Origin of the sequence: Dactylosporangium sucinum (assembly GCF_014647515.1) — a bacterium.
GTDB classification, from domain to species: domain Bacteria; phylum Actinomycetota; class Actinomycetes; order Mycobacteriales; family Micromonosporaceae; genus Dactylosporangium; species Dactylosporangium sucinum.
Genome location: NZ_BMPI01000012.1, coordinates 193,419 through 211,545 on the forward strand (window position 1 = coordinate 193,419; position 18,127 = coordinate 211,545).

17 protein-coding genes are annotated in these 18,127 nt (G+C 72.6%); 10 read left to right on the top strand and 7 right to left on the bottom strand.

The features are described 5' to 3' along the window. Positions 1-20: 20 nt before the first annotated feature. The 4 genes from IEZ31_RS15080 to IEZ31_RS15095 are packed head-to-tail and all read left to right on the top strand — an operon-like array spanning position 21 to position 4,010. Complete coding sequence (locus IEZ31_RS15080) at positions 21-920, top strand: carbohydrate ABC transporter permease (protein WP_190250455.1); 900 nt, start codon at positions 21-23, stop codon at positions 918-920. After that, entirely contained in the window at positions 917-1,738 is an 822-nt protein-coding gene (locus IEZ31_RS15085) for a carbohydrate ABC transporter permease (protein ID WP_229835044.1), read from the top strand. The genes IEZ31_RS15080 and IEZ31_RS15085 overlap by 4 nt, the downstream gene beginning before the upstream one ends. Further along, positions 1,735-2,976, top strand: a complete 1,242-nt coding sequence (locus tag IEZ31_RS15090) for a 6-phospho-beta-glucosidase (protein WP_190250456.1) — start codon at positions 1,735-1,737, stop codon at positions 2,974-2,976. Before IEZ31_RS15085 ends, IEZ31_RS15090 begins: the two co-directional genes overlap by 4 nt. Beyond that, positions 2,973-4,010 carry an N-acetylglucosamine kinase gene (locus IEZ31_RS15095; RefSeq protein ID WP_190250457.1) on the top strand — a complete coding sequence of 346 codons (1,038 nt, stop codon included), beginning with the start codon at positions 2,973-2,975 and terminating at the stop codon, positions 4,008-4,010. The genes IEZ31_RS15090 and IEZ31_RS15095 overlap by 4 nt, the downstream gene beginning before the upstream one ends. A 552-nt stretch (positions 4,011-4,562) precedes the next feature. Here the strand turns inward: IEZ31_RS15095 and IEZ31_RS15100 are convergent. Beyond that, positions 4,563-5,939 carry a heparan-alpha-glucosaminide N-acetyltransferase domain-containing protein gene (locus IEZ31_RS15100; protein ID WP_190250458.1) on the bottom strand — a complete coding sequence of 459 codons (1,377 nt, stop codon included), beginning with the start codon at positions 5,937-5,939 and terminating at the stop codon, positions 4,563-4,565. On the opposite strand from IEZ31_RS15100, the gene IEZ31_RS15105 reads away from it, so the two are divergent. Beyond that, a complete protein-coding gene (locus IEZ31_RS15105) occupies positions 5,938-6,120 on the top strand; it encodes a hypothetical protein (RefSeq protein WP_190250459.1) in 183 nt (60 codons plus the stop codon). The two genes, IEZ31_RS15100 and IEZ31_RS15105, sit on opposite strands and share 2 nt — an antisense overlap. Before the next feature lie 248 nt (positions 6,121-6,368). On the opposite strand, the gene IEZ31_RS15110 is transcribed toward IEZ31_RS15105, so the two are convergent. After that, positions 6,369-7,757: a serine/threonine-protein kinase gene (locus IEZ31_RS15110; protein WP_190250460.1), complete on the bottom strand. Its 1,389-nt coding sequence runs from the start codon at positions 7,755-7,757 to the stop codon at positions 6,369-6,371. A 138-nt stretch (positions 7,758-7,895) separates the two neighbouring features. After that, positions 7,896-8,585 carry a hypothetical protein gene (locus tag IEZ31_RS15115; protein WP_190250461.1) on the bottom strand — a complete coding sequence of 230 codons (690 nt, stop codon included), beginning with the start codon at positions 8,583-8,585 and terminating at the stop codon, positions 7,896-7,898. Between the two features lie 227 nt (positions 8,586-8,812). Here IEZ31_RS15115 and IEZ31_RS15120 point away from each other — a divergent pair, with 227 nt between their 5' ends. Together IEZ31_RS15120 and IEZ31_RS15125 are read left to right on the top strand one after the other, a co-directional pair. Continuing rightward, positions 8,813-9,982, top strand: coding sequence for a sensor histidine kinase (locus IEZ31_RS15120; protein WP_190250462.1), 1,170 nt, complete (start codon positions 8,813-8,815; stop codon positions 9,980-9,982). After that, the gene (locus tag IEZ31_RS15125) at positions 9,979-10,650 is read left to right on the top strand and encodes a response regulator (protein WP_190250463.1); all 672 of its coding nucleotides are present in this window, start codon (positions 9,979-9,981) and stop codon (positions 10,648-10,650) included. Before IEZ31_RS15120 ends, IEZ31_RS15125 begins: the two co-directional genes overlap by 4 nt. A 96-nt stretch (positions 10,651-10,746) precedes the next feature. Here IEZ31_RS15125 and IEZ31_RS15130 read toward each other — a convergent pair whose 3' ends face one another. Continuing rightward, the gene (locus IEZ31_RS15130) at positions 10,747-10,986 is read right to left on the bottom strand and encodes a CPCC family cysteine-rich protein (RefSeq protein ID WP_190250464.1); all 240 of its coding nucleotides are present in this window, start codon (positions 10,984-10,986) and stop codon (positions 10,747-10,749) included. Between the two features lie 321 nt (positions 10,987-11,307). Here IEZ31_RS15130 and IEZ31_RS15135 point away from each other — a divergent pair, with 321 nt between their 5' ends. Beyond that, positions 11,308-12,132, top strand: a complete 825-nt coding sequence (locus IEZ31_RS15135; protein WP_190250465.1) for a class I SAM-dependent DNA methyltransferase — start codon at positions 11,308-11,310, stop codon at positions 12,130-12,132. A 351-nt stretch (positions 12,133-12,483) separates the two neighbouring features. Here the strand turns inward: IEZ31_RS15135 and IEZ31_RS15140 are convergent, their stop codons facing one another. Continuing rightward, the gene (locus IEZ31_RS15140; RefSeq protein ID WP_229835053.1) at positions 12,484-13,602 is read right to left on the bottom strand and encodes a serine hydrolase family protein; all 1,119 of its coding nucleotides are present in this window, start codon (positions 13,600-13,602) and stop codon (positions 12,484-12,486) included. 174 nt (positions 13,603-13,776) lie between these two features. Here IEZ31_RS15140 and IEZ31_RS15145 point away from each other — a divergent pair, with 174 nt between their 5' ends. Continuing rightward, positions 13,777-14,316 carry a SigE family RNA polymerase sigma factor gene (locus IEZ31_RS15145; protein ID WP_190250467.1) on the top strand — a complete coding sequence of 180 codons (540 nt, stop codon included), beginning with the start codon at positions 13,777-13,779 and terminating at the stop codon, positions 14,314-14,316. Beyond that, complete coding sequence (locus IEZ31_RS15150) at positions 14,309-15,499, top strand: hypothetical protein (RefSeq protein ID WP_190250468.1); 1,191 nt, start codon at positions 14,309-14,311, stop codon at positions 15,497-15,499. Before IEZ31_RS15145 ends, IEZ31_RS15150 begins: the two co-directional genes overlap by 8 nt. Before the next feature lie 108 nt (positions 15,500-15,607). Here the strand turns inward: IEZ31_RS15150 and IEZ31_RS15155 are convergent, their stop codons facing one another. Together IEZ31_RS15155 and IEZ31_RS15160 are read right to left on the bottom strand one after the other, a co-directional pair. Beyond that, complete coding sequence (locus IEZ31_RS15155; RefSeq protein WP_190250469.1) at positions 15,608-16,297, bottom strand: response regulator; 690 nt, start codon at positions 16,295-16,297, stop codon at positions 15,608-15,610. Further along, a partial coding sequence (locus tag IEZ31_RS15160) for a DUF4118 domain-containing protein (protein ID WP_190250470.1) occupies positions 16,294-18,127 on the bottom strand: 1,834 nt, incomplete at its 5' end. The genes IEZ31_RS15155 and IEZ31_RS15160, both read right to left, overlap by 4 nt.

Sequence of the window (18,127 nt, forward strand, 5' to 3'; positions counted from 1 at the left end):
TGCATCCGAAGCTCCGTCACATGCTGACCGTCGCCTCGTTCATGGCGCCGGCGACGGTCGGCATCGTGGTCTTCTTCCTGTATCCGCTGGGCTGCGCGGTCTACTTCTCCTTCACGAAGTTCGACCTGCTCTCCGTGCCGGAGTGGGTCGGGCTGCGCAACTACCGGCACCTGTTCGACGACGCGTTCCTCAACGTCGCGACGAAGAACACGCTCTGGTTCGTCGTCATCATGGTGCCGGCGCGGATGCTCAGCGGGCTGGGCAGCGCGCTGCTGCTGACGACTTTGAAGCGCGGCAGCGGCGTGTACCGCACGATCTTCTACCTGCCCGCGCTCGCCCCGCCGGTAGCGGCCACCCTGGCGTTCGTCTATCTGCTCAAGCCCGGCGTGGGGCCGGTCAACACGCTGCTGGGGCACCTCGGCATCGATGCTCCACTGTGGTTCAACTCGCCGGACTGGTCGAAGCCGTCGCTGGTCCTGCTGGGACTGTGGGGCGTCGGGGACGTCATGGTGCTGTACCTCGCCGCGCTCCTCGACGTGCCGGCCGCGCAGCACGAGGCGGCGGCGCTGGACGGCGCGAACGCGTGGCAGCGGTTCCGCCACGTGACGCTGCCGCACATCTCGCCCGTCGTCGTGTTCACCGCGGTCATCGGGGTCATCACGACGCTGCAGTACTTCACCCAGGCGGCCGTCGCGGCGTCGGCGGCGAGCGGCCAGGCGACGACCGGCGCCGGCATCTCCTCGACGTTCGGCTATCCGGAGGGGTCGACCTTCACGTACCCGCTGTGGCTGTACGTCGTCGGGTTCCGCTACGGCGCCCTCGGCTACGCCAACGCCCTCGCCGTGGTGCTGTTCGTCGTCGCGTTCGCGGTGTCGCTGCTGTTGCTGCGCCGCACCATCAACCCGGAGCGTGCCTCGTGAACCGGACGCTGCTGTTCGTCGCCCGGCACAGCCTCGCGATCGCGTTGTGCGTCATGTTCGTCGCGCCGGTCGGCTTCCTGCTGCTGACCTCGTTCATGAGCGACTCGCAAGCGCTGACGTCATCGTACTGGCCGTCCTCGTGGCACCCGTCGAACTACGCCGAGGTCTTCGCGCGCACGCCGATGCCGCGGTACCTGCTCAACACGGTGCTGTACTCGCTCGTCGCCACGCTGTTCATGCTGCTGTCGAGCGTGCCGGCCGCCTACGCCCTGGCCAAGCTGCGCTGGCGCGGGCAGGGTACGGTGCTCGTCGTCATCGTCTGCATGATGATGATCCCGCCGCAGGTCACGACGATCCCGCTGTACCTCGTGTGGGCGAACGCGGGCCTCACCGGCACCCTCTGGCCGCTGGTGCTGCCGATGCTGTTCGGCGACGCGTTCTCCATCTTCCTGCTGCGCCAGTTCCTGCTCACCATCCCCGGCGAGTACCTCGACGCGGCCCGGGTCGACGGCTGCGGCGAGTGGCGCACCCTGCTGCGGGTCGTGCTGCCGATGGCCCGCCCCGGGATCGCCGCCGCTGCGCTGTTCCAGTTCTTCTACGCCTGGAACGACTACTACGGTCCCCTGCTGTACACCAGCGAGAACGAACACAACTGGACGCTCTCGCTGGGCCTCGCGTCCTTCCGGACCGTGCATCACGTGCAGTGGAACCTCGTCAGCGCGGCGACCATCTTGACCATGGTCCCTGTGGTCGTGCTGTTCTTCTTCGCCCAACGCGCCTTCGTGCAGGGCGTCACGCTGACGGGAGTCAAAGGTTGAAAATCGCCGTCGTCGGGGGCGGGTCGACGTACACCCCGGAACTCATCGACGGGTTCGCGCGGCTCGCCCCGTTCGTGTCGGAAATCGTGCTGCTGGACCCGGCCGCGGACCGGCTCGCGGCCGTCGGCGGCTTCGCGCAGCGACTGCTGGCGCACCACGGCAGCGCGGCGCGGCTGCGCTGGACGTCCGATGTGGACGACGCGCTCGCCGGGGCGGCCATGGTCGTCGTCCAGTTGCGCGTCGGCGGGCAGGCGGCCCGGATCAGCGACGAGACGTTCCCGCTGATCTGCGACTGCGTCGGGCAGGAGACGACCGGCGCGGGCGGCCTGGCGAAGGCGCTGCGGACGGTGCCGGTCGTGCTCGACATCGCCCGCCGGGCCGACCCGGGCGCGTGGATCGTCAACTTCACCAACCCGGTCGGCATCGTCACCCGGGCGCTGCTCGACCACGGGCACCGCGCCGCGGGGCTGTGCAACGTCGCGATCGGCTTCCAGCGCCGCTGGGCCGCGGGACTCGGCGTCGAGCCGTCGGCGGTGACCCTCGACCACGTCGGCCTCAACCATCTCACCTGGGAGCGGGCGGCCTACGTCGACGGTGTCGACCGGCTGCCCGAGATCATGGACAAGCACCTCGACAACCTCGCCGCCGGGCTGCAGATCCCGGCCGAGGTCCTGGCGACGCTCGGCCACGTGCCGTCGTACTACCTGCGGTACTTCTACAGTCACGACGCGGTCGTGGCCGAGCAACGGGGGCAACCGACCCGGGGGGCGCTCGTGGCGGACATCGAGCGGGAGCTGCTGGCGCTGTACGCCGACCCGTCGGTGGTCACGAAGCCCGAGCTGCTGGAGGGGCGGGGCGGGGCGTACTACTCGGAGGCGGCGGTCGGCCTGATCGCGTCGCTGCGGCACGACGACGGCGGCGTGCACGCGGTCGACGTGCGCAACAACGGCACCATGCCGTTCCTGCCCGACGAGGCGGTCATCGAGGTCACCTGCCGGGTGGGTGCGGACGGCGCGACGCCGTTGCCGGTGGCGCCGCTGCGGCCGGAGCTGGCCGGGCTGGTCGGCGCCGTCGCCGCGTACGAGGAGCTGGCCGTCGAGGCGGCCGTGCGCGGCGGCCGGGAGCGGGTCTACGCCGCGCTCCTGGCGCACCCGCTGATCGGCCAGCACGACAGGGCCGCTCGGCTGACCGACGAGCTGCTCGCCGCGAACCGCGACCACCTCGCGTGGCTGTCGTGACGGCGACGAGGTCCCGTGCCGAAGCCGTCGGCCGGCCTGGGACGGGGCGCCTCTACGCCGCGGCCGACGGGGGCAACTCGAAGACCGACGTGGTGCTCGGCGACGCCGACGGCCGGATCCTGGCCCGGGTCACCGGGCCGACCACGTCCCCGCACGCCATCGGGCTGCCGGCCGCGCTGTCGCTGCTGGCCGAGCTGGTGGCGCGGGCCCGGGCCGAGGCCGCGGTCCCGCCGGGGCTGTCGCTGACCCAGCTGTCGGTGTACGTCGCCGGCGCCGACCTGCCGGTCGAGGTCGAACGCCTGAACCTGGAGGTGGGCCGGCTCGGCCTGGCCGAGCGGGTGAGCATCGACAATGACCTGTTCGCCCTGCTGCGCTCCGGTACCGCGGACCCGGACGCGGTCGGCGTGGTCTGCGGCGCCGGGATCAACGCGGTCGGGCGTCGCGCCGACGGCGCGACCGCCCGCTTCCCCGCGCTCGGGCAGATCTCCGGCGACTGGGGCGGCGGCCACCACCTCGCCGCGCTGGCGCTCTACCACGCCGTGCGCGGCGAGGACGGCCGCGGGCCGGCGACGGCGCTCACCGACGCCGTCCGGGTCCACTTCGGACGGTCCACCGTGGAGGACGTGAGCGTCGCGCTGCACCTGGGTGAGATACCGATGGAGCGGCTCGACGAGCTCTGCGAGGTGCTGTTCGCGGTGGCGGCGACCGGCGACGAGGTCGCCGCGCGAGTGGTGCGGCGGCTGGCGGCCGAGATCGAGGCGCTGGTCCGGGTGGCGGCGGGCCGGCTGGGGCTGCTCGACCGGCCGTACACGGTGGTGCTCGGCGGCGGGGTGCTCACCGCCCGGCACCCGCAGCTGCACGACGACCTGCGGGCACGGATTGCCGCCCTCTCGCCGGCGGCGGCGGTCACGGTGCTCACGGCCCCGCCGGTCGCCGGTGCCGCGCTCCTGGCACTCGACGCGCTGCACGGCGGGCACTGTCCGCCGGAGGTCGAGCAGGCCATCCGGTTCCACTACGGTGGAGTTGCGCTGTAGCGGACACAGGGGGCCGCCCCCGCCGTCACCGCACCCTCGGCGGGGATCAGGCCCATTGGCCACCGGCGCGACGGTGGCGGCGGTCACCCACGCAGGATGTTGGGTAGCGGCCGCCGGGTGATGCCGGTGCCGACATTGTGGCCTGCGTGTGAGCCTGGTTTGAGGCGGGCCCGTGGTGTTCGGTGGCGCGGGAGAATCCGGTCATGGATTACGATGAGGCTCTTGGAGCCGGATGTACCTGCCATTGGAGTCGCTGCACCGCGCGCATCGACCTGCTTGACGGCAGCCCCGTCGAAGATACCTGGCACGAGCTCGACCTGCCCGACCCGAGTTGCCCGGTGCACCGTCGAGCGGAGGGCTGATCTCTGCATCGCCAGCCCGAGCCGTCGCCTTCGTCCCGCCGTCGCGGCTGTACGGCGGGACGCAGGCGGGCATCTGCTGCTGCGGTCGGGCCGGCGCGGCGGCTGCTGCGCTGCCGTGGGCGGCTGCTGGCCTCGACGCGTTGAACGGCCTGCCGGCGACGGCGGCTGACGTGTGGCTGTGCCGAAGACGCTACCTGAGCGGCGTGGTCGACGCTGCGGGCGTCGCCGTCGCGGCCACGGACGGTACGCCCGCCCCGGCGGCTTCCGGCCGTGCTGTGGCGATCGCTGGTTGCGCGGGCGCCTGGGCCGCGGGCCGGGGCGATGCGGCGGCCGCCAGCCGGCGGGCACGGGTGGCCAGTGCGACGACGACGGCCTCCAGCGGGCCGCGGCCCGTGGTGTACCGCACGGCGATTGCGATGAGCACCACGGCGATGAGCTGGACGAGCCAGCCGACTGTCGCGCTGTAGGTGTCGTAGTCGGAGTTGATGAACATGACGTGCGCGGCGTAGAAGGTCAGGGTCATGCTCCCGGCCGCGGCCAGCAACCCCAGCACGGCCGTGGTCAGGCGGCGCAGGCCCCGGACGTTCACGTGGCCGAGCAGCAGCATGAGGCCGAGCACGGCGACGGCGATCCCGGTGGTGCCCAGGATGTCGAACTGGGTGCTGGTGTGCGGGGTGTCGATGGTCAGCCACCACCACGTCGACGACGGGGTGTAGCCGTTGCCGCCGAACGCGAGCAGTTCGTCGGTCTGCGCCACGCTGAGCCCGCTGGCCGGTTGCGCGGCCCAGATGTGCGCCAGCCCGTACCGGTGCAGCAGGAAGGACGAGGCCGCCGCCGCGGCGACGGCAAGGACCGTGCCGCCGGCCAGCAGCACGGCCGCGACCTGAACCTTGGCCAGGTTCAGCCGGCCGATGACGATCCCGGCGCACATGTAGGCCAGCCAGGCCGGCGACGGGTAGAAGCCGGTGAGCGACAGCTCGGTGAGCATGCCGACCGGATCGTCGGCCAGGCGGGCGAACGTCGGGTTCGCCAGGCTGGGATCCGGCAGGTGCGGCAGCAGGACGTGGTTGGCGGCCGGCCCGGCGGTGGCCAGGGCCACGCCGATCACGGCTACGGCCCAGGCCGGCAGGAACACCAGCGGGATGGCCAGCAGGAACACCACCGCGAGGTACGGCAGGATCACCGAGTTCAGCACCGTGTCGGAGCCGCTGAGGAACAGTCCGATCGTGCCGATCGCCAGTGCGCGGACGGCGAGCATCGCCACCGTGGGCCCGGCGTCGGCGCGGCGGACCGGCCGGCGGCCGGTCGCGAACGTGATGCCGACCCCGGCCAGCAGCGCGAACGCGGCCGCGGCCTTGCCGCTGAACGCGAGGTCCGACCAGGTTGGGCGGCCGGCCGCGTCGGCCTCGTACAGGGCGTGCAGGGTGATCATGCCGAGCAGGGACACACCCCGGGCGGCGTCGACCCCGACCAGCCGCGCCCGTTTCCGGGCCGGCTTTGCCGGTGGCGGCGGTGGAGTTCCGGCCGGACCGGCGGAGACCGGTTCCTGGGCCGCGAGCTGTGTCATGGCTGCATCACGCATTCACGAGTCGGGTCCGAGCCTGCGGCACGGTGACGCCCTGGTCGCGGACGCCGGGCAGGCCGACGAGGTCGTGCAGCTACCGATGCTGGCATTTCTCAGCCTGGGCCCGGGGCGGTTGGCGGAGATCTCTCACCACGAGATCACCCACCCGGCGAGGACGCCCTGACATCGCCTTCTGTGCCACGCTTCGACGGCACAGGGTCCTCACCCGCCGCCTCATCCGCCGGGACCGTTGCCGGCGCGGCGCGGCCCTCGACCGCGCCGCGGCGGCTCATCACTCGACATCGGCGACCTGGTTGTCGAACAGCCCGCACGCCCGGCCGGCGGCCGCGGCGACGAGTGCGAGCAGCGGCCGAGGCGGGCGCGGACGTCGACCGCTCCCGGGCCCGGCCGCAGCGTCTCGTCGAGACGTCACTACGGTTGTGGGGCGATTGTGCACGGCGTGCCGTTGAGCGTGAAGCTCGTGGGGATGTCGGCGGCGTGCTGACCGTCGATGCCGGCACCGACGTCGTTGATCGACGAGCCGGCCGGGAGATCGGCGTGGCCCGGCAGGCCGGCCACGGTCACCCGCTCGCCCTGCTGCTGCCAGGTGCCGTTCCAGCCGTCGCGAGTCTGCGAGCCCTCGCCGAGATCGAAGGACAGGACCCAGTGCCGCACGTCGGTCGCACCGGTGTTGACGATCGACAGCGAGACGTTCGCACCGTTGTCCCAGGTGTCCTTCACCCGGTAGGCGACACTGCACGACTGCGCCTGCGGTGCCTGCGTCCCGGCCGCCGGCGATGACGGGGCTGACGCTGACGCACCGGGCGCCGGGCCGGATCCGCCCGACGGTTCCGGACGGACCGACCACCGTGCCGCGGCGGGATCGCTGGGCAGCGCCGGGGCGAGGACCGCGGCGGCCACGACGACCCCGGCGACAGCAGCCACCGTCGCGGCCACCAACGCCGCGACGATGCGCCAGCCCGCACGACGCGGAGCCCGGGGCGTCACCTGAAGCTCGTCGGTGGCCTTCACGGTACGGGACTCGGCACCCGGCCACGGTGCGCTGCCGGCCGACGGGTCCCGCCGGTCGGCGACGCCCGCGCCCGCCCCGGCCAGCGCGGCAAGCCGCCGGGACACGGCCACCGCGGACGGGCGCGTGGCGGGCTCGGCGGCGACGCAGTCCTGGTAGATCGCGGCGAGCTCCAACGGCATCCCCGGGATCACCGGCAGTGCCGCCGGCCCTGGGTCGTCGCGGAACAGTCCCGCCTTCCCGCGCGCCGGCGGCTCGCCGGTCAGCGTGGTGAACAGCAGGACGCCGAGGTCGTACACGTCGGCGGCCGGACCGCCGGCCTCGCGGGAAGCGCTGAGCGCGGCAATGCCGAAGCCGACCACCTTGACGCCGGTCTCGGTGAGGATCACGGTCCGGGGTCCGATGCCGCGGTGCACCATGCGCCGCTCGTGCGCCGCCGACAGCGCCGCCGCGACGTACCCGCACACCTCGGCCGCCCTCCGCCACGGCAGGGGCCCGTGGACGAGCCGCGCGGCCAGGGAAACGCCGTCGAGGAGCTCCATGACGACGAACGGTTCGCCGTCGGCGACGCCGTAGTCGTAGACGGCGCTGACGTTGGGATGGTTCAGGAATGCGGCGGCCTGAACGCCGGCTCGCAGCCGTCCCTCGTCACGCAACCCGCCGGAGAGCACCTTGACGGCGACCCGCCGCCTGAGCACCTCGTCGTACGCGCGCCAGACCGGCGATGTACCGCCGTCGTCGACCATCTCAATCAGCCGGTACCGACCGGACAACACCCTCGGGACGTGCATCACCCGAAAAGTGTGCCACGTGGGTATCAGCACCTGTAACATGCGAAATGTCCATTTGCCAGCCCACCGTCCGCCCGGGCGCGCCTGCCGTGGCCACCGGACCGGACACGCGCCGGCGGCGCGTGCCCTGGCCGGTGCTCAGCGGGCGGAAGCCGGCACGCGCTCGGCGGCGACGACCGAGCCGCGAGCCCGCTCGAATGACCGGACGCCCAGCACGACGAGCGGCACAAACATGACGGCGAGGACCGTCGTCGGGATCCAGCCGACCGGTGGCGTGGCGAAGAAGCCGACCATGGCGACGCCGTACAGTGCGGGGGCCCACCAGCCGAGGACGCCGGCCCGCACGTACCCGATGAGCATCAGCAGCAGCGCCGGGAACATGAGGAACCCGGTCACCGTCCAGGCGGTGGTTCCGCCGAGGGCCTCGGCGCTCTCGTACACCCGGACCGCGTCGTCGACGGGCAAGCCGCGGTGCAGGGCGATCTTGTAGAAGTCCGAGTAGACCTGCCCCGACACGGAGATCATCCCGAAGGCGGCGGGGACCGCGCCGAGCATCGTCAGCACGGCACCCCTGGGCCCGCGGACCAGTGTCGTCGCGCCGACGAGCCCGAGTGCCAGCATCGCCCAGCCGAAGCTCAGCAGGACGGCCGACAGCTGCGCCAAGCCGGGCCTGCTCCCGAGCGCCGCAAGGTAGGTCGCGCTCTTCAGGTCTTCCTGCGGCGGCACCGTCGCCCAACCGGCCACCTCGATCACCACGCCGAGGATCAGTGCCGCACCGGTCAGGACACGGCGTCGGGTCCGGCTGGTGTCGATATGTTGTTCAGTCATCATGTCACTCCAGGTAGTGCCGCCGCGAAGGAGCGGCGATCGGTGACCACCGTAGGAACCGGTGCGCTCGCCGGGCCTCTGCCGTGGTGCCGAATGCGGCCTCCGCCGTGCGGCGGAGGCCGCCACGAACGGCACTCCACCCGGCGGCGGAGGCATCCACCCAGCCCACTGGCGTATCGTCGAGCGCCGGTGGCGTCGAGTCGAACGCCGGAACCGGAGGGCAACCGATGCGCGGGCACGGGTCGCGCAGCGCCGGCAGTTGGGCGCCGCTACTGCTCGGGCTGCTGCTGGCTGCGGTCGGCAGTTACGAAGCGTATGCGGACTCCCTCTGGCAGGGGCGGCGGGCCACGGCGGCCGGCGTCGCCGTCGCATATGGCCTCGCCGTGGTCCTGGCCGGCATCCGGCCGCTGACGTCGCTGGTCCTCGTCGCCGCCCTCTACCCGTCCTCGAAGCTGCTCGGGCTCACCGACCTCGGCGGGGCGGGACTGGTCGCGATGCTCGTCGTGGTGGGCTGGGCCGCCGCCAAGGCCGCATCGGTCACGCGGGCGGCGTGGGTCACGGCCGCCCTCGTCGCCGTGTTCGGGATGACGACGCTCAGCGAGGGCGCACCGGCGTGGGACCCGGTGTTCTTCGCCCTCGCCGCCGGCGCGGCCTGGGGTGCGGGCAGCCTCGTGCGGCGAGAGGGAACCCGCTCGGCCGAACTGGCCGAACTCGCCGCGCAGTTGGCCGAGGAGCGCGAGCTGCGGACCCAGCGTGCGGTGGCGGCGGAGCGGACCCGGATCGCCCGCGAGCTGCATGACGCGGTCGCGCACTCCGTCAGCGTGATGGTGCTGCAGGTCGGTGTCGCCCGCCGGCTGTACGGGCGGCCCGAGGCCGAGCAACTGCTCGCCGACGTCGAGCGGCTGGGCCGGGAGTCGGTCGCCGAGCTGCACCGGACGGTCGGCATCCTGCGCGACAACGACGAGCCCGACGAGGCCGACGAGCACGCCCCGCAGCCGTCGCTGCGCTCACTCGACGCCCTGGTCGCGCAGGTCCACGGGGCCGGCTGCCCCCTGACGCTGCAGGTCGAAGGCGACCCGGTGCCGCTCGCGCCCGGGCTGCAGCTGTCCGCCTACCGGATCGTGCAGGAGGCGCTCACCAACATCCTGCGCCATGCACCGGGCGCCCGGGCCGACGTCCGGCTGCGGTACCAACGCGACACCCTCACGGTCGAGGTCGTCAACGCGGCAGGAGGGCCGGTCGCCGCCCCCGCCACGCGGGTGCCCGGCGGCGGGAACGGACACGTCGGCATGCGGGAGCGCGTCACCCTCTACGGAGGCGTCCTCCACGTCGGTCCCGAACCCAACGGCGGGTACCGCGTCACCGCCACGTTCCCGATCCGGAAGGGGCAACCGTGAACATCCGCGTGCTCCTCGCTGACGACGAGGCGATGGTCCGGGCCGGCCTGCGGCTGCTCATCGACAACGAGCCCGACCTGACGGTGGTCGGCGAGGCCGTCGACGGTGCCGAGGCCGTCGCGGTCGCCAAGCGGACCGCGCCGGACGTGGTCCTCATGGACATCCGCATGCCGAACGTCGACGGGATCGAGGCGGCCCGGCAGATCATCGCCGCCCGCCCGGAGGCCCGGATCGTCATGCTGACCACGTTCCGCGAGGACCGGTACCTGCAGGACGCGCTGCGGGCGGGGGTCAGCGGGTTCCTGCTCAAGGTCTCCCCGCCGCAGCAGATGCTCGACGCCATCAGGATCGTCGCCGACGGCGGCGGGTTGCTCGACCCGTCGGTGACCCTGCGCGTGATCGAGACGTTCTCCGGTCAGGCCGGACGGACGAGCCGCGCCGATGACCTGGCCAAGCTCTCACCGCGGGAGCTCGACGTGCTCGCGTTCGTCGCCCGGGGCATGTCCAATGCCGAGGTGGCCGCACGGCTGTACATCGGTGAGGCCACCGTCAAGACGCACGTGGCGAACTTCCTCATGAAGCTGGGACTGCGCGACCGGGTCCAGGCCGTCGCGTTCGCCTACGAGAGCGGTCTGATCCGCCCGGGTGAGCCGGACGCCACCGGCTGAGCCGCGCACGCCGGTCACCAACAGCGGCCGGCCGCCGTGCGGGCGCCGCGACGTCGGATCGAGTCGTGCCGGAGTGGCCGCGGCGCCTGCCCGGTCCTAGGGTCGTTCGTCGTCGCGGGGCGGGCGCACCAGTTCCTGGTAGCGCGGCGCGCTGGCCCCGTAGATGCTGAAGTTGAGCCGGGCATCAGCGAGACTCAGCTCGCCGTTGCGGCTGCCGGTCACCACACGCACCGACGCATCGCTCCGGCCGTCATCGGTCCAATAACAGATCGGACAAGTAGTGCATCCTGTTCGGTAGCCACAGCAAGCGCACCGGGGGATGGTTGGCTCACCCACGCGGTAAGTCTTTCACACTCCTGGCAGCGTCGGCAGTGGCGCCGGGACCGCTCGAGCCGTTCCCGGCAGCCCCCCGCCTCCCCCGCCAGCTTCGCAGAACTCGGCGCCATGGTGGCGCGCACAAAAGGAGGCACGTCCGTCGATCCAGCAACGCAGCCGCGCCCGCAGAGCCCAGCGGTCGCATGCCCGCTCCAGCCTGTCTGCGGCGCCGAGGTGTCCGCACCGGGAGGCAGCCGGTTGGCGCGGGCGGAAGCGACTGGCATGATCATGCGGCCCGACCGGCGGCCGATCCGGACGCCGCGGTTACTGAAGGTGATGCCATTGGGATTCCTCGCACGGCGACGGTTGGCTCGCGACGCACGATCAGCCGACCGGCCTCAGGGGTTCCGGCTCGATCTGGCCGGCGCGACCGGAGCGGCGACCGCGCCCGACGGCCACGACCTCGCCGCCGCCTACGACCTCATCTACGCGATCGCGGCCGGCAAGGACTACCGAGGCGAGGCCCGGGACATCGCGGCGCTGATCCGGCGGCGCAACCCCACCGCGGACAGCATGCTCGACGTGGCCTGCGGTACCGGATTGCACCTGTCACACCTGCGGCACACGTTCGCTCATGTCGAAGGGCTCGAAATCTCCGACGCGATGCGGCAGGCGGCCGTCGAGCGGCTCCCCGGCATCGCGGTGCACGCCGGGGACATGCGCGACTTCCGGCTCGGCCGGACGTTCAGCGCGGTCACCTGCCTGTTCTCCGCCATCGGCTACGCGCAATCGGTCGGCGAGCTCAATCAGACGCTCAGCTGCCTGGCCGCGCACCTCGAGCCCGGCGGCGTGCTGCTCCTCGAACCCTGGTTCACGCCGGACCAATGGACATCGGGAACGGTGCACTCCGGCGTCGCACGCGACCGCCGCCGGCACATCACCAGGATGTGCTACTCAAGCCGGTCCGGCACGGTCTCCAGGATGACCATGCACTACGTCCTCAACGAATCCGGTGCCGGCGTCCGGCAGTGGGTCGAGGAGCACGTCATGACGCTGTTCACGGACAAGCAGTACCACGGTGCGATCCGGCAGGCAGGGTTCCGCGACATCGAATGGCTGCCCGGCTGGCACGATCAACGCCGGCGGGTCATCGCCGTCAGACGATGACGCCGGCCGCTGCGCACACCGGCACGATGACCGCATTGACCTGTTCTCTGCCTCGACAGGCTTTGCCGTACAGCAGGGAGCGGACGATGAGCGACGAACAGGCGGCCCCCGGCGGCCAGCGGTGTCACGGTGGAGGTCCTGGCAACGGTCGACCTTGCCGGCGAGATCGAGGGCATGGCGGGGCGCCAGCTTCGCAGTGAGCTGGGGTGTCGCGACCGAGGTCGTCGGCGGCCGCGGCCGGCGTGACGGCATCGCCGCCACGCCGCAGCGCCTCGGTCACCTACGGACGGCGCGACCGACGCCGGTGGTCGGTCGCGGCCGTCGATGTGTGCAGCGACGCGCTACCGTCGCTCAGGTGCAGACGGGCACGTCCGCCAGCCTGTTGTCCGGGTACTCGAAGAAGATGTTCGACATGTACCCGCCAAGGTCGGGCAGGTAGGTCCACCAATCGTTGCGGGTGTTGCCCCGGACGACCTCCTCGCCCTGGATCTGGCAGGACACGCGAACCTCCTGCCGGCTCGGCACGGTGCCGACCTGGGTCGACGAGTTCGTGGCCGCCGCGCGGACCGGCACCTCGCTGCTCCACGTTCCGAACCACAGCCCCGGCTCGGGTCGGGGAAGTCTCGGCGCCGGCACCGCGCCCGGAACGGGAAGCGAGCGGGTCAGGTTCGTCAGCGCGAAGCCGGCCTGCGCGTAGCTGGTGCCCGGCCGGTGGGTGCTCAACACCACCACGATGGTGCGGTCGTGGCGGCCCACGGTGCCCGTGGTGTGCAGTGCCACGCTGCCGTAGTCGATCGGCTCGGGCTCGTTCGTGGCAGCCCGCCGCGCTCCCACGGCCGCCTCCGACGTGCACGGGTGGCGTGGGGAGTCACCGAAGTTGACCCAGCCCTGCTTCACCGCTGACCGAGTCGTGAACGCCGACCGGATACCGAACGACTGGTCGAACCCGTCCGTGCCGCACCTGGTCGACTCGTGCAGGTTGCGCATCATGAGGTTGCGGACCGGAGCCGGCGCCGCGTCCAGGATGTAGCGGTAGATCCGGACGACGTCCTCGGCGCTCAGTCCGGTCGAGCCCCAGCCGGAGTGGTCCGGCGGCGGAGGCGTGGTGTGGCGCAGGCCCAGCCGGGCGACCATCCGCTCCACGATCAGGCCTCGCCCGTTGCGCGCCCAGAACTCCGACGCCGCCGCGTCGTCGCTGCTGCGCAGCATCAGTTCCAGCTTCGCGCGGTCGTCGGCGGGGATCACGTAGTCGGGACCGAGCTCCCACGCGTGGTCCAACGCGATCAGCAACTTCACCAGGGACGCCGAGCGGAACTGCTTTGCCGCGTCCGACCGGTACAGGAACCGTTCGGTGATCCGGTCGTACACGGCGATCCCGGCGACCATGCCGGTGGGCGGCTGCCGGTCGGCCGCCCACGCGGGCGGGACGATCGACGCGGAAGACAGCGCGACCACCGTCGCCGCAACCACGGCTATCCGTCGGCACAGGCGCGATCCAGCTCTCATCGAGCTCCTCCAATGATAGGGGTAGGTGTCGGTAACACGTCTGACCGGTTGGCCCGGTTGCGGCGCAACCGACGCTGCGCGCCGCACGTGTTACGGGCGCATCGCGGCCAGTGACCGGGATCAACATGGGGAGGGATTGTGCAATTGGCAACGCCATCGCGGCTCGACGAGCCATCGCCGCCGGGCTCCGGGCACATCGATTTCGACGAGTTCTACCAGGCGCACTTCCGGGCGATGACCGTGCAGCTGTGCGCGTACACGGGCGACCTCGGGCACGCCCAGGACCTGGTCCAGGAGGCGTTCTGCCGTGCCTTCTCCCGGTGGCAGAGGATCGTCAGGTACGACGATCCGGTCGCGTGGGTCCGCAAGGTCGCGTGGAATCTCGCCACCAGCCGGTGGCGGCGGGTCCGGGCCGCCGAACGCTTCCTACGCGGCCAGCGTGAGGAGCACGTGCCCGGACCCAGCCCCGATCGGGTCGCGCTGGAGGCGGCGTTGGCGCTGCTGCCGGCCAACCACCGCCGGGCGGTGATCCTGCACCATCTCGCCGACCTGCCCATTGCCGAGATCGCCCGCCAGGAGAGCGTGGCGGAGGGAACCGTCAAGTCCTGGTTGCACCGCGGCCGCACGGCGCTGGCCGCTCACCTGACCGAAGGCAAGGAGGGGAAGGACCGTGCATGACGAGGACACCTTCCTGGACACCCAGTTCGCCGCGTACCGCAACGAGTTGCTGCCGAACGTCATGGCGGTGGGCCCGGAAGCCGTACGCACCACGGTGCGCCGCCGGCGCAGGGTCGCTGTCACGGCCGGCGCGGCGGTCGCTCTCGCGCTCATCGTCGGCCCGGCGGTCGGGTACGGTGCGCTCAACGGGACACCCGCACCGCCCCAGCCGGGCACCTCGACCGAGCCGACCCACACCTCCCCTGCGTCACCCTCGCCGTCCGTCGTCCCGCCGGAGTCCGCCGGGGCCACCGCGCCGGATGGCCGCATCTCCCGCGCGGACCTGCTCGCCGCGCGCCTCACGCTGCCGCCCTGGTGGGGCGACGCACCGTGCCGCAGCGAGGGCCAGCTCGCCGGCGCCGAGCCGGCGCAGGAGGGCAACTGGCTGGAGAGCGTCGACTACGCGGACGTCGACCGGGACGGCGCCGAAGACGCCGTGGCCATGATCGGCTGCAAGTTCAACAACGCCGTGGTACAGACGCAGGTTGCGGTCTTCGCGCGGAACAAGGCCGGCCAGATCGTCGTCATGGGCCAGGTGTTGACGAGCCGGCCGATCGGCTGGATCTTCGGGATCGACGCGCAGCCCGACGGCTCGATCCGGATCGAGGTCGGCGACCGGGCGCCGACCGCCGAACAGCCGGCCTCGGCGATCGCCCGGCAATGGCGGACATACGGATGGGCCGGCGCAAAGTTCCGGCAGACGGCCGGCCCGACCAGTTTCCCGCCCGACCCGGCCCTCGCCGACCTGCGGGTCACCGCCACCGACATCGTCTACGCCGCGCTGGCGGACGACGGGTCGCGCCACGGCACCACCACCGTCACCATCCGCAACGCGGGACCGGCCACCGCGGAGTACGTCTTGTTGTCACTGGAGCTCGGCGAGAACGTGCGCTACGAGGGCAGCGGTTGGTCGAGCTGTACGGAGGCGAGCAGCAGTCCCGGCGCGTCGCCACCCAGCCTCAGCTGCCTGCTCGGACCGATGCGGGCCGGCGAGACCAGGACGATGGTGCTCGGCGTGGCCAGTCGCGGAGCGGTGCTGACCCAGGTTTCGGCCAGGGCCGCCGTCGTGCGTCTCGACAGTCAGCGCGACCCGGTGTCCGACGCCAAGCCGTCCGACAACGAGGCCCACTTCGACCAGCGCTGAGCAGCGGGCCGGGTGGCTCAACTCCGAGCCACCCGGCTCGCCGAGCGAAGCTGCCTCGCCGTGAGCGACAGTGCGCGCGAAGCGCGGCCGTCGAGGATCGGCGGGGCGTCACGGCTGGAACCGGTAGCCCATCGCCGGCTCCGTGAGCAGGTGCCGGGGGCGGGCGGGGTCGGATTCGAGCTTGCGGCGCAGCTGCCCGATGTACTGCCGCAGGTAGTGCGTCTGGTCGAGGTACGTCGGCCCCCACACGTGCTGCAGCAGCTCCCGGTGGCCGATGAGCTTGCCCGGGTTGCGGGCAAGCAGGTCCAGGATCAGCCACTCGGTGCGGGTGAGGTGCTGGCGCCCGCCCGTGCCGTCGGCGCGGCGGGCGTCCCGCGCGACGAGGTCGATCTCGTAGTCACCGATGCGGACCGCCGACACGGCCTCGGGCTCCGGCCGGCGGCGGATGATCGACCGGATCCGGGCCAGCAGTTCGTCGATGTTGAACGGCTTGGTGACGTAGTCGTCGGCGCCGGCGTCGAGCGCGGCGACCTTCTCGCTGCTGCCGAGCCGGCCGGACAGGACGAGCACCGGCACCGGGGTCCAGGACCGCAGGGTCCGGAGGACCTCGATGCCGTCGAGGTCGGGCAGGCCGAGGTCGAGCACGACGACGTCGGGGTGCTCGGCGGCGGCCGCCTGCAGCGCGGCGGTGCCGTCGGCCGCGGTCACCACCTCGTACTGGCGGGCCTGCAGGTTGATCCGCAACGCGCGCAGCAGCTGCGGTTCGTCGTCGACGATGAGCACGCGGACCGGGCTCACGCCTGGACCTCCTTTCCGGTGCGCCCGGTGTCCAGGTGGGCCAGCAGCGCCGGGTCGACGCCGTCGAGGCCGGCGCGGTCGGCGCGGTCGGCGCTGGGCAGGGCGAGGGTCATGGTGAGGCCGCCGCCCGGGGTGTCGTCGGGTGTCAGGGTGCCGCCCATCGCCTCGGCCAGGCCGCGGGACAGCGCCAGGCCCAGCCCGACGCCGGTCGCGTTGTCGCGGTCACCGAGCCGCTGGAACGGCTGGAACACCCGGTCGCGGTCCTCGGCCGGGATGCCGGGGCCGTGGTCGACGACCCGGATCTCGACCTGACCGGCGTGCTCGCTGGCGCTGATCAGCGGCGCGTGGCCGGGCGGGCTGTACCGCACCGCGTTGGCCAGCAGGTTGACCAGGACGCGTTCGAGCAGGGCCGGGTCGGCGGCGACCTCGGGCACGTCGTCGGGGACGGCGACGCGCACGGCGTCGGCGCGGTCGGCGGAGGCCATGGCCACGGCGTCGGCGACGTCGACCGGCTGCAGCGTCAGGGCGAGCGCGCCGGCCTGGAGGCGGGACATGTCGAGCAGGTTCTCGACGAGCCGGGTGAGCTTGTCGAGGGACTCCTCGGCGGTGGCGAGCAGCTCGTCGGTATCGTCGGGCGAGAACTCGACGTCGTGGCTGCGCAGGCTGCCGATGGCGGCCTTGGCCGAGGCGAGCGGGGTGCGCAGGTCGTGGCTCACCGCCGACAACAGGGCCGTCCGCAGCTTGTCGACCTCCTCCAGCGACTGGGCGGTGGCGGCCTGCTCGCCGAGGCGCTGCTGGCGCAGGGCGATCGCGGCGTGGGCGGCGAAGGCCTCGATGAGGCGGCGGTCGGCGGCCGGCAGCGGATGGCCGCGCAGCACCAGCGACACCTCGTCGTCGATGGGCACCTCCGTCTGTCCCTCGGCGGGCGTGGTGCACGGCTGGCCGCCGACGGACGCGGCGATCCGCCAGCCGTCGCGCTCCGAGCGCCGCTCCAGCAGGGTGACGCTGATCAGGCCGAACGACTCGCGCACCCGCTCGAGCAGCGCGTCGAGCAGGTTGTCGCCGTGCAGGACGCTGCCGGCCAGGGTGGCGAGGGTCTGCGCCTCGGCGGAGGCGCGGGCGGCGTCGCGGGCCCGGCGGGCGGCGCGGTCGACGACCGTGGCTACGGCGATGGCGACGAAGACGAACGCCACCAGAGCGAAGATGTTCTCCTGTTCGGCGACGGTGAACTGGTACAGCGGTGGCGTGAAGTACCAGTTCAGCAGCAGGAACCCGCCGACCGCGCAGACCAGGGCCGGCAGCAGCCCGCCGACCAGCGCGACCGCGACCGCGAGGACCAGGTAGGCGAGGATGTCGCTGGGCAACGCCAGGTCGTCGCGCAGCTGTTCCAGGCCGAGGGTCAGCAGGGGCAGGCCGGCCAGCGCGAGCGCGAACCCGAGCAGCCGCCGGCGCAGGGTCAGGCCGCCGCCCGCGGCGTGCCCGAGCCGCAACCGCCCGCGGCGGGCCTGCTCGTGGGTCACCAGATGGACGTCGATGGTGCCGGACTCGGCGGTGGCGGTGGCGCCGACGCCGGGCGCGAGGATCTGGGCCAGGCGCCCGCGGCGGCTGGCGCCGAGCACGAGCTGGGTCGCGTTGACGCCGCGGGCGAAGTCGAGCAGCGCCGCCGGGACGTCGGCGCCGACGACCTGATGGTACGAACCGCCGAGGCTCTCGAGGAGCAGCCGCTGCCGGCTCAGGTGGGCCGGGTCGCCGGCGGACAGGCCGTCGCCGCGCACGACGTGGACGGCGAGCAGGTCGGCGCCCTTGCTGCGGGCGGCGATGCGGGCCGCG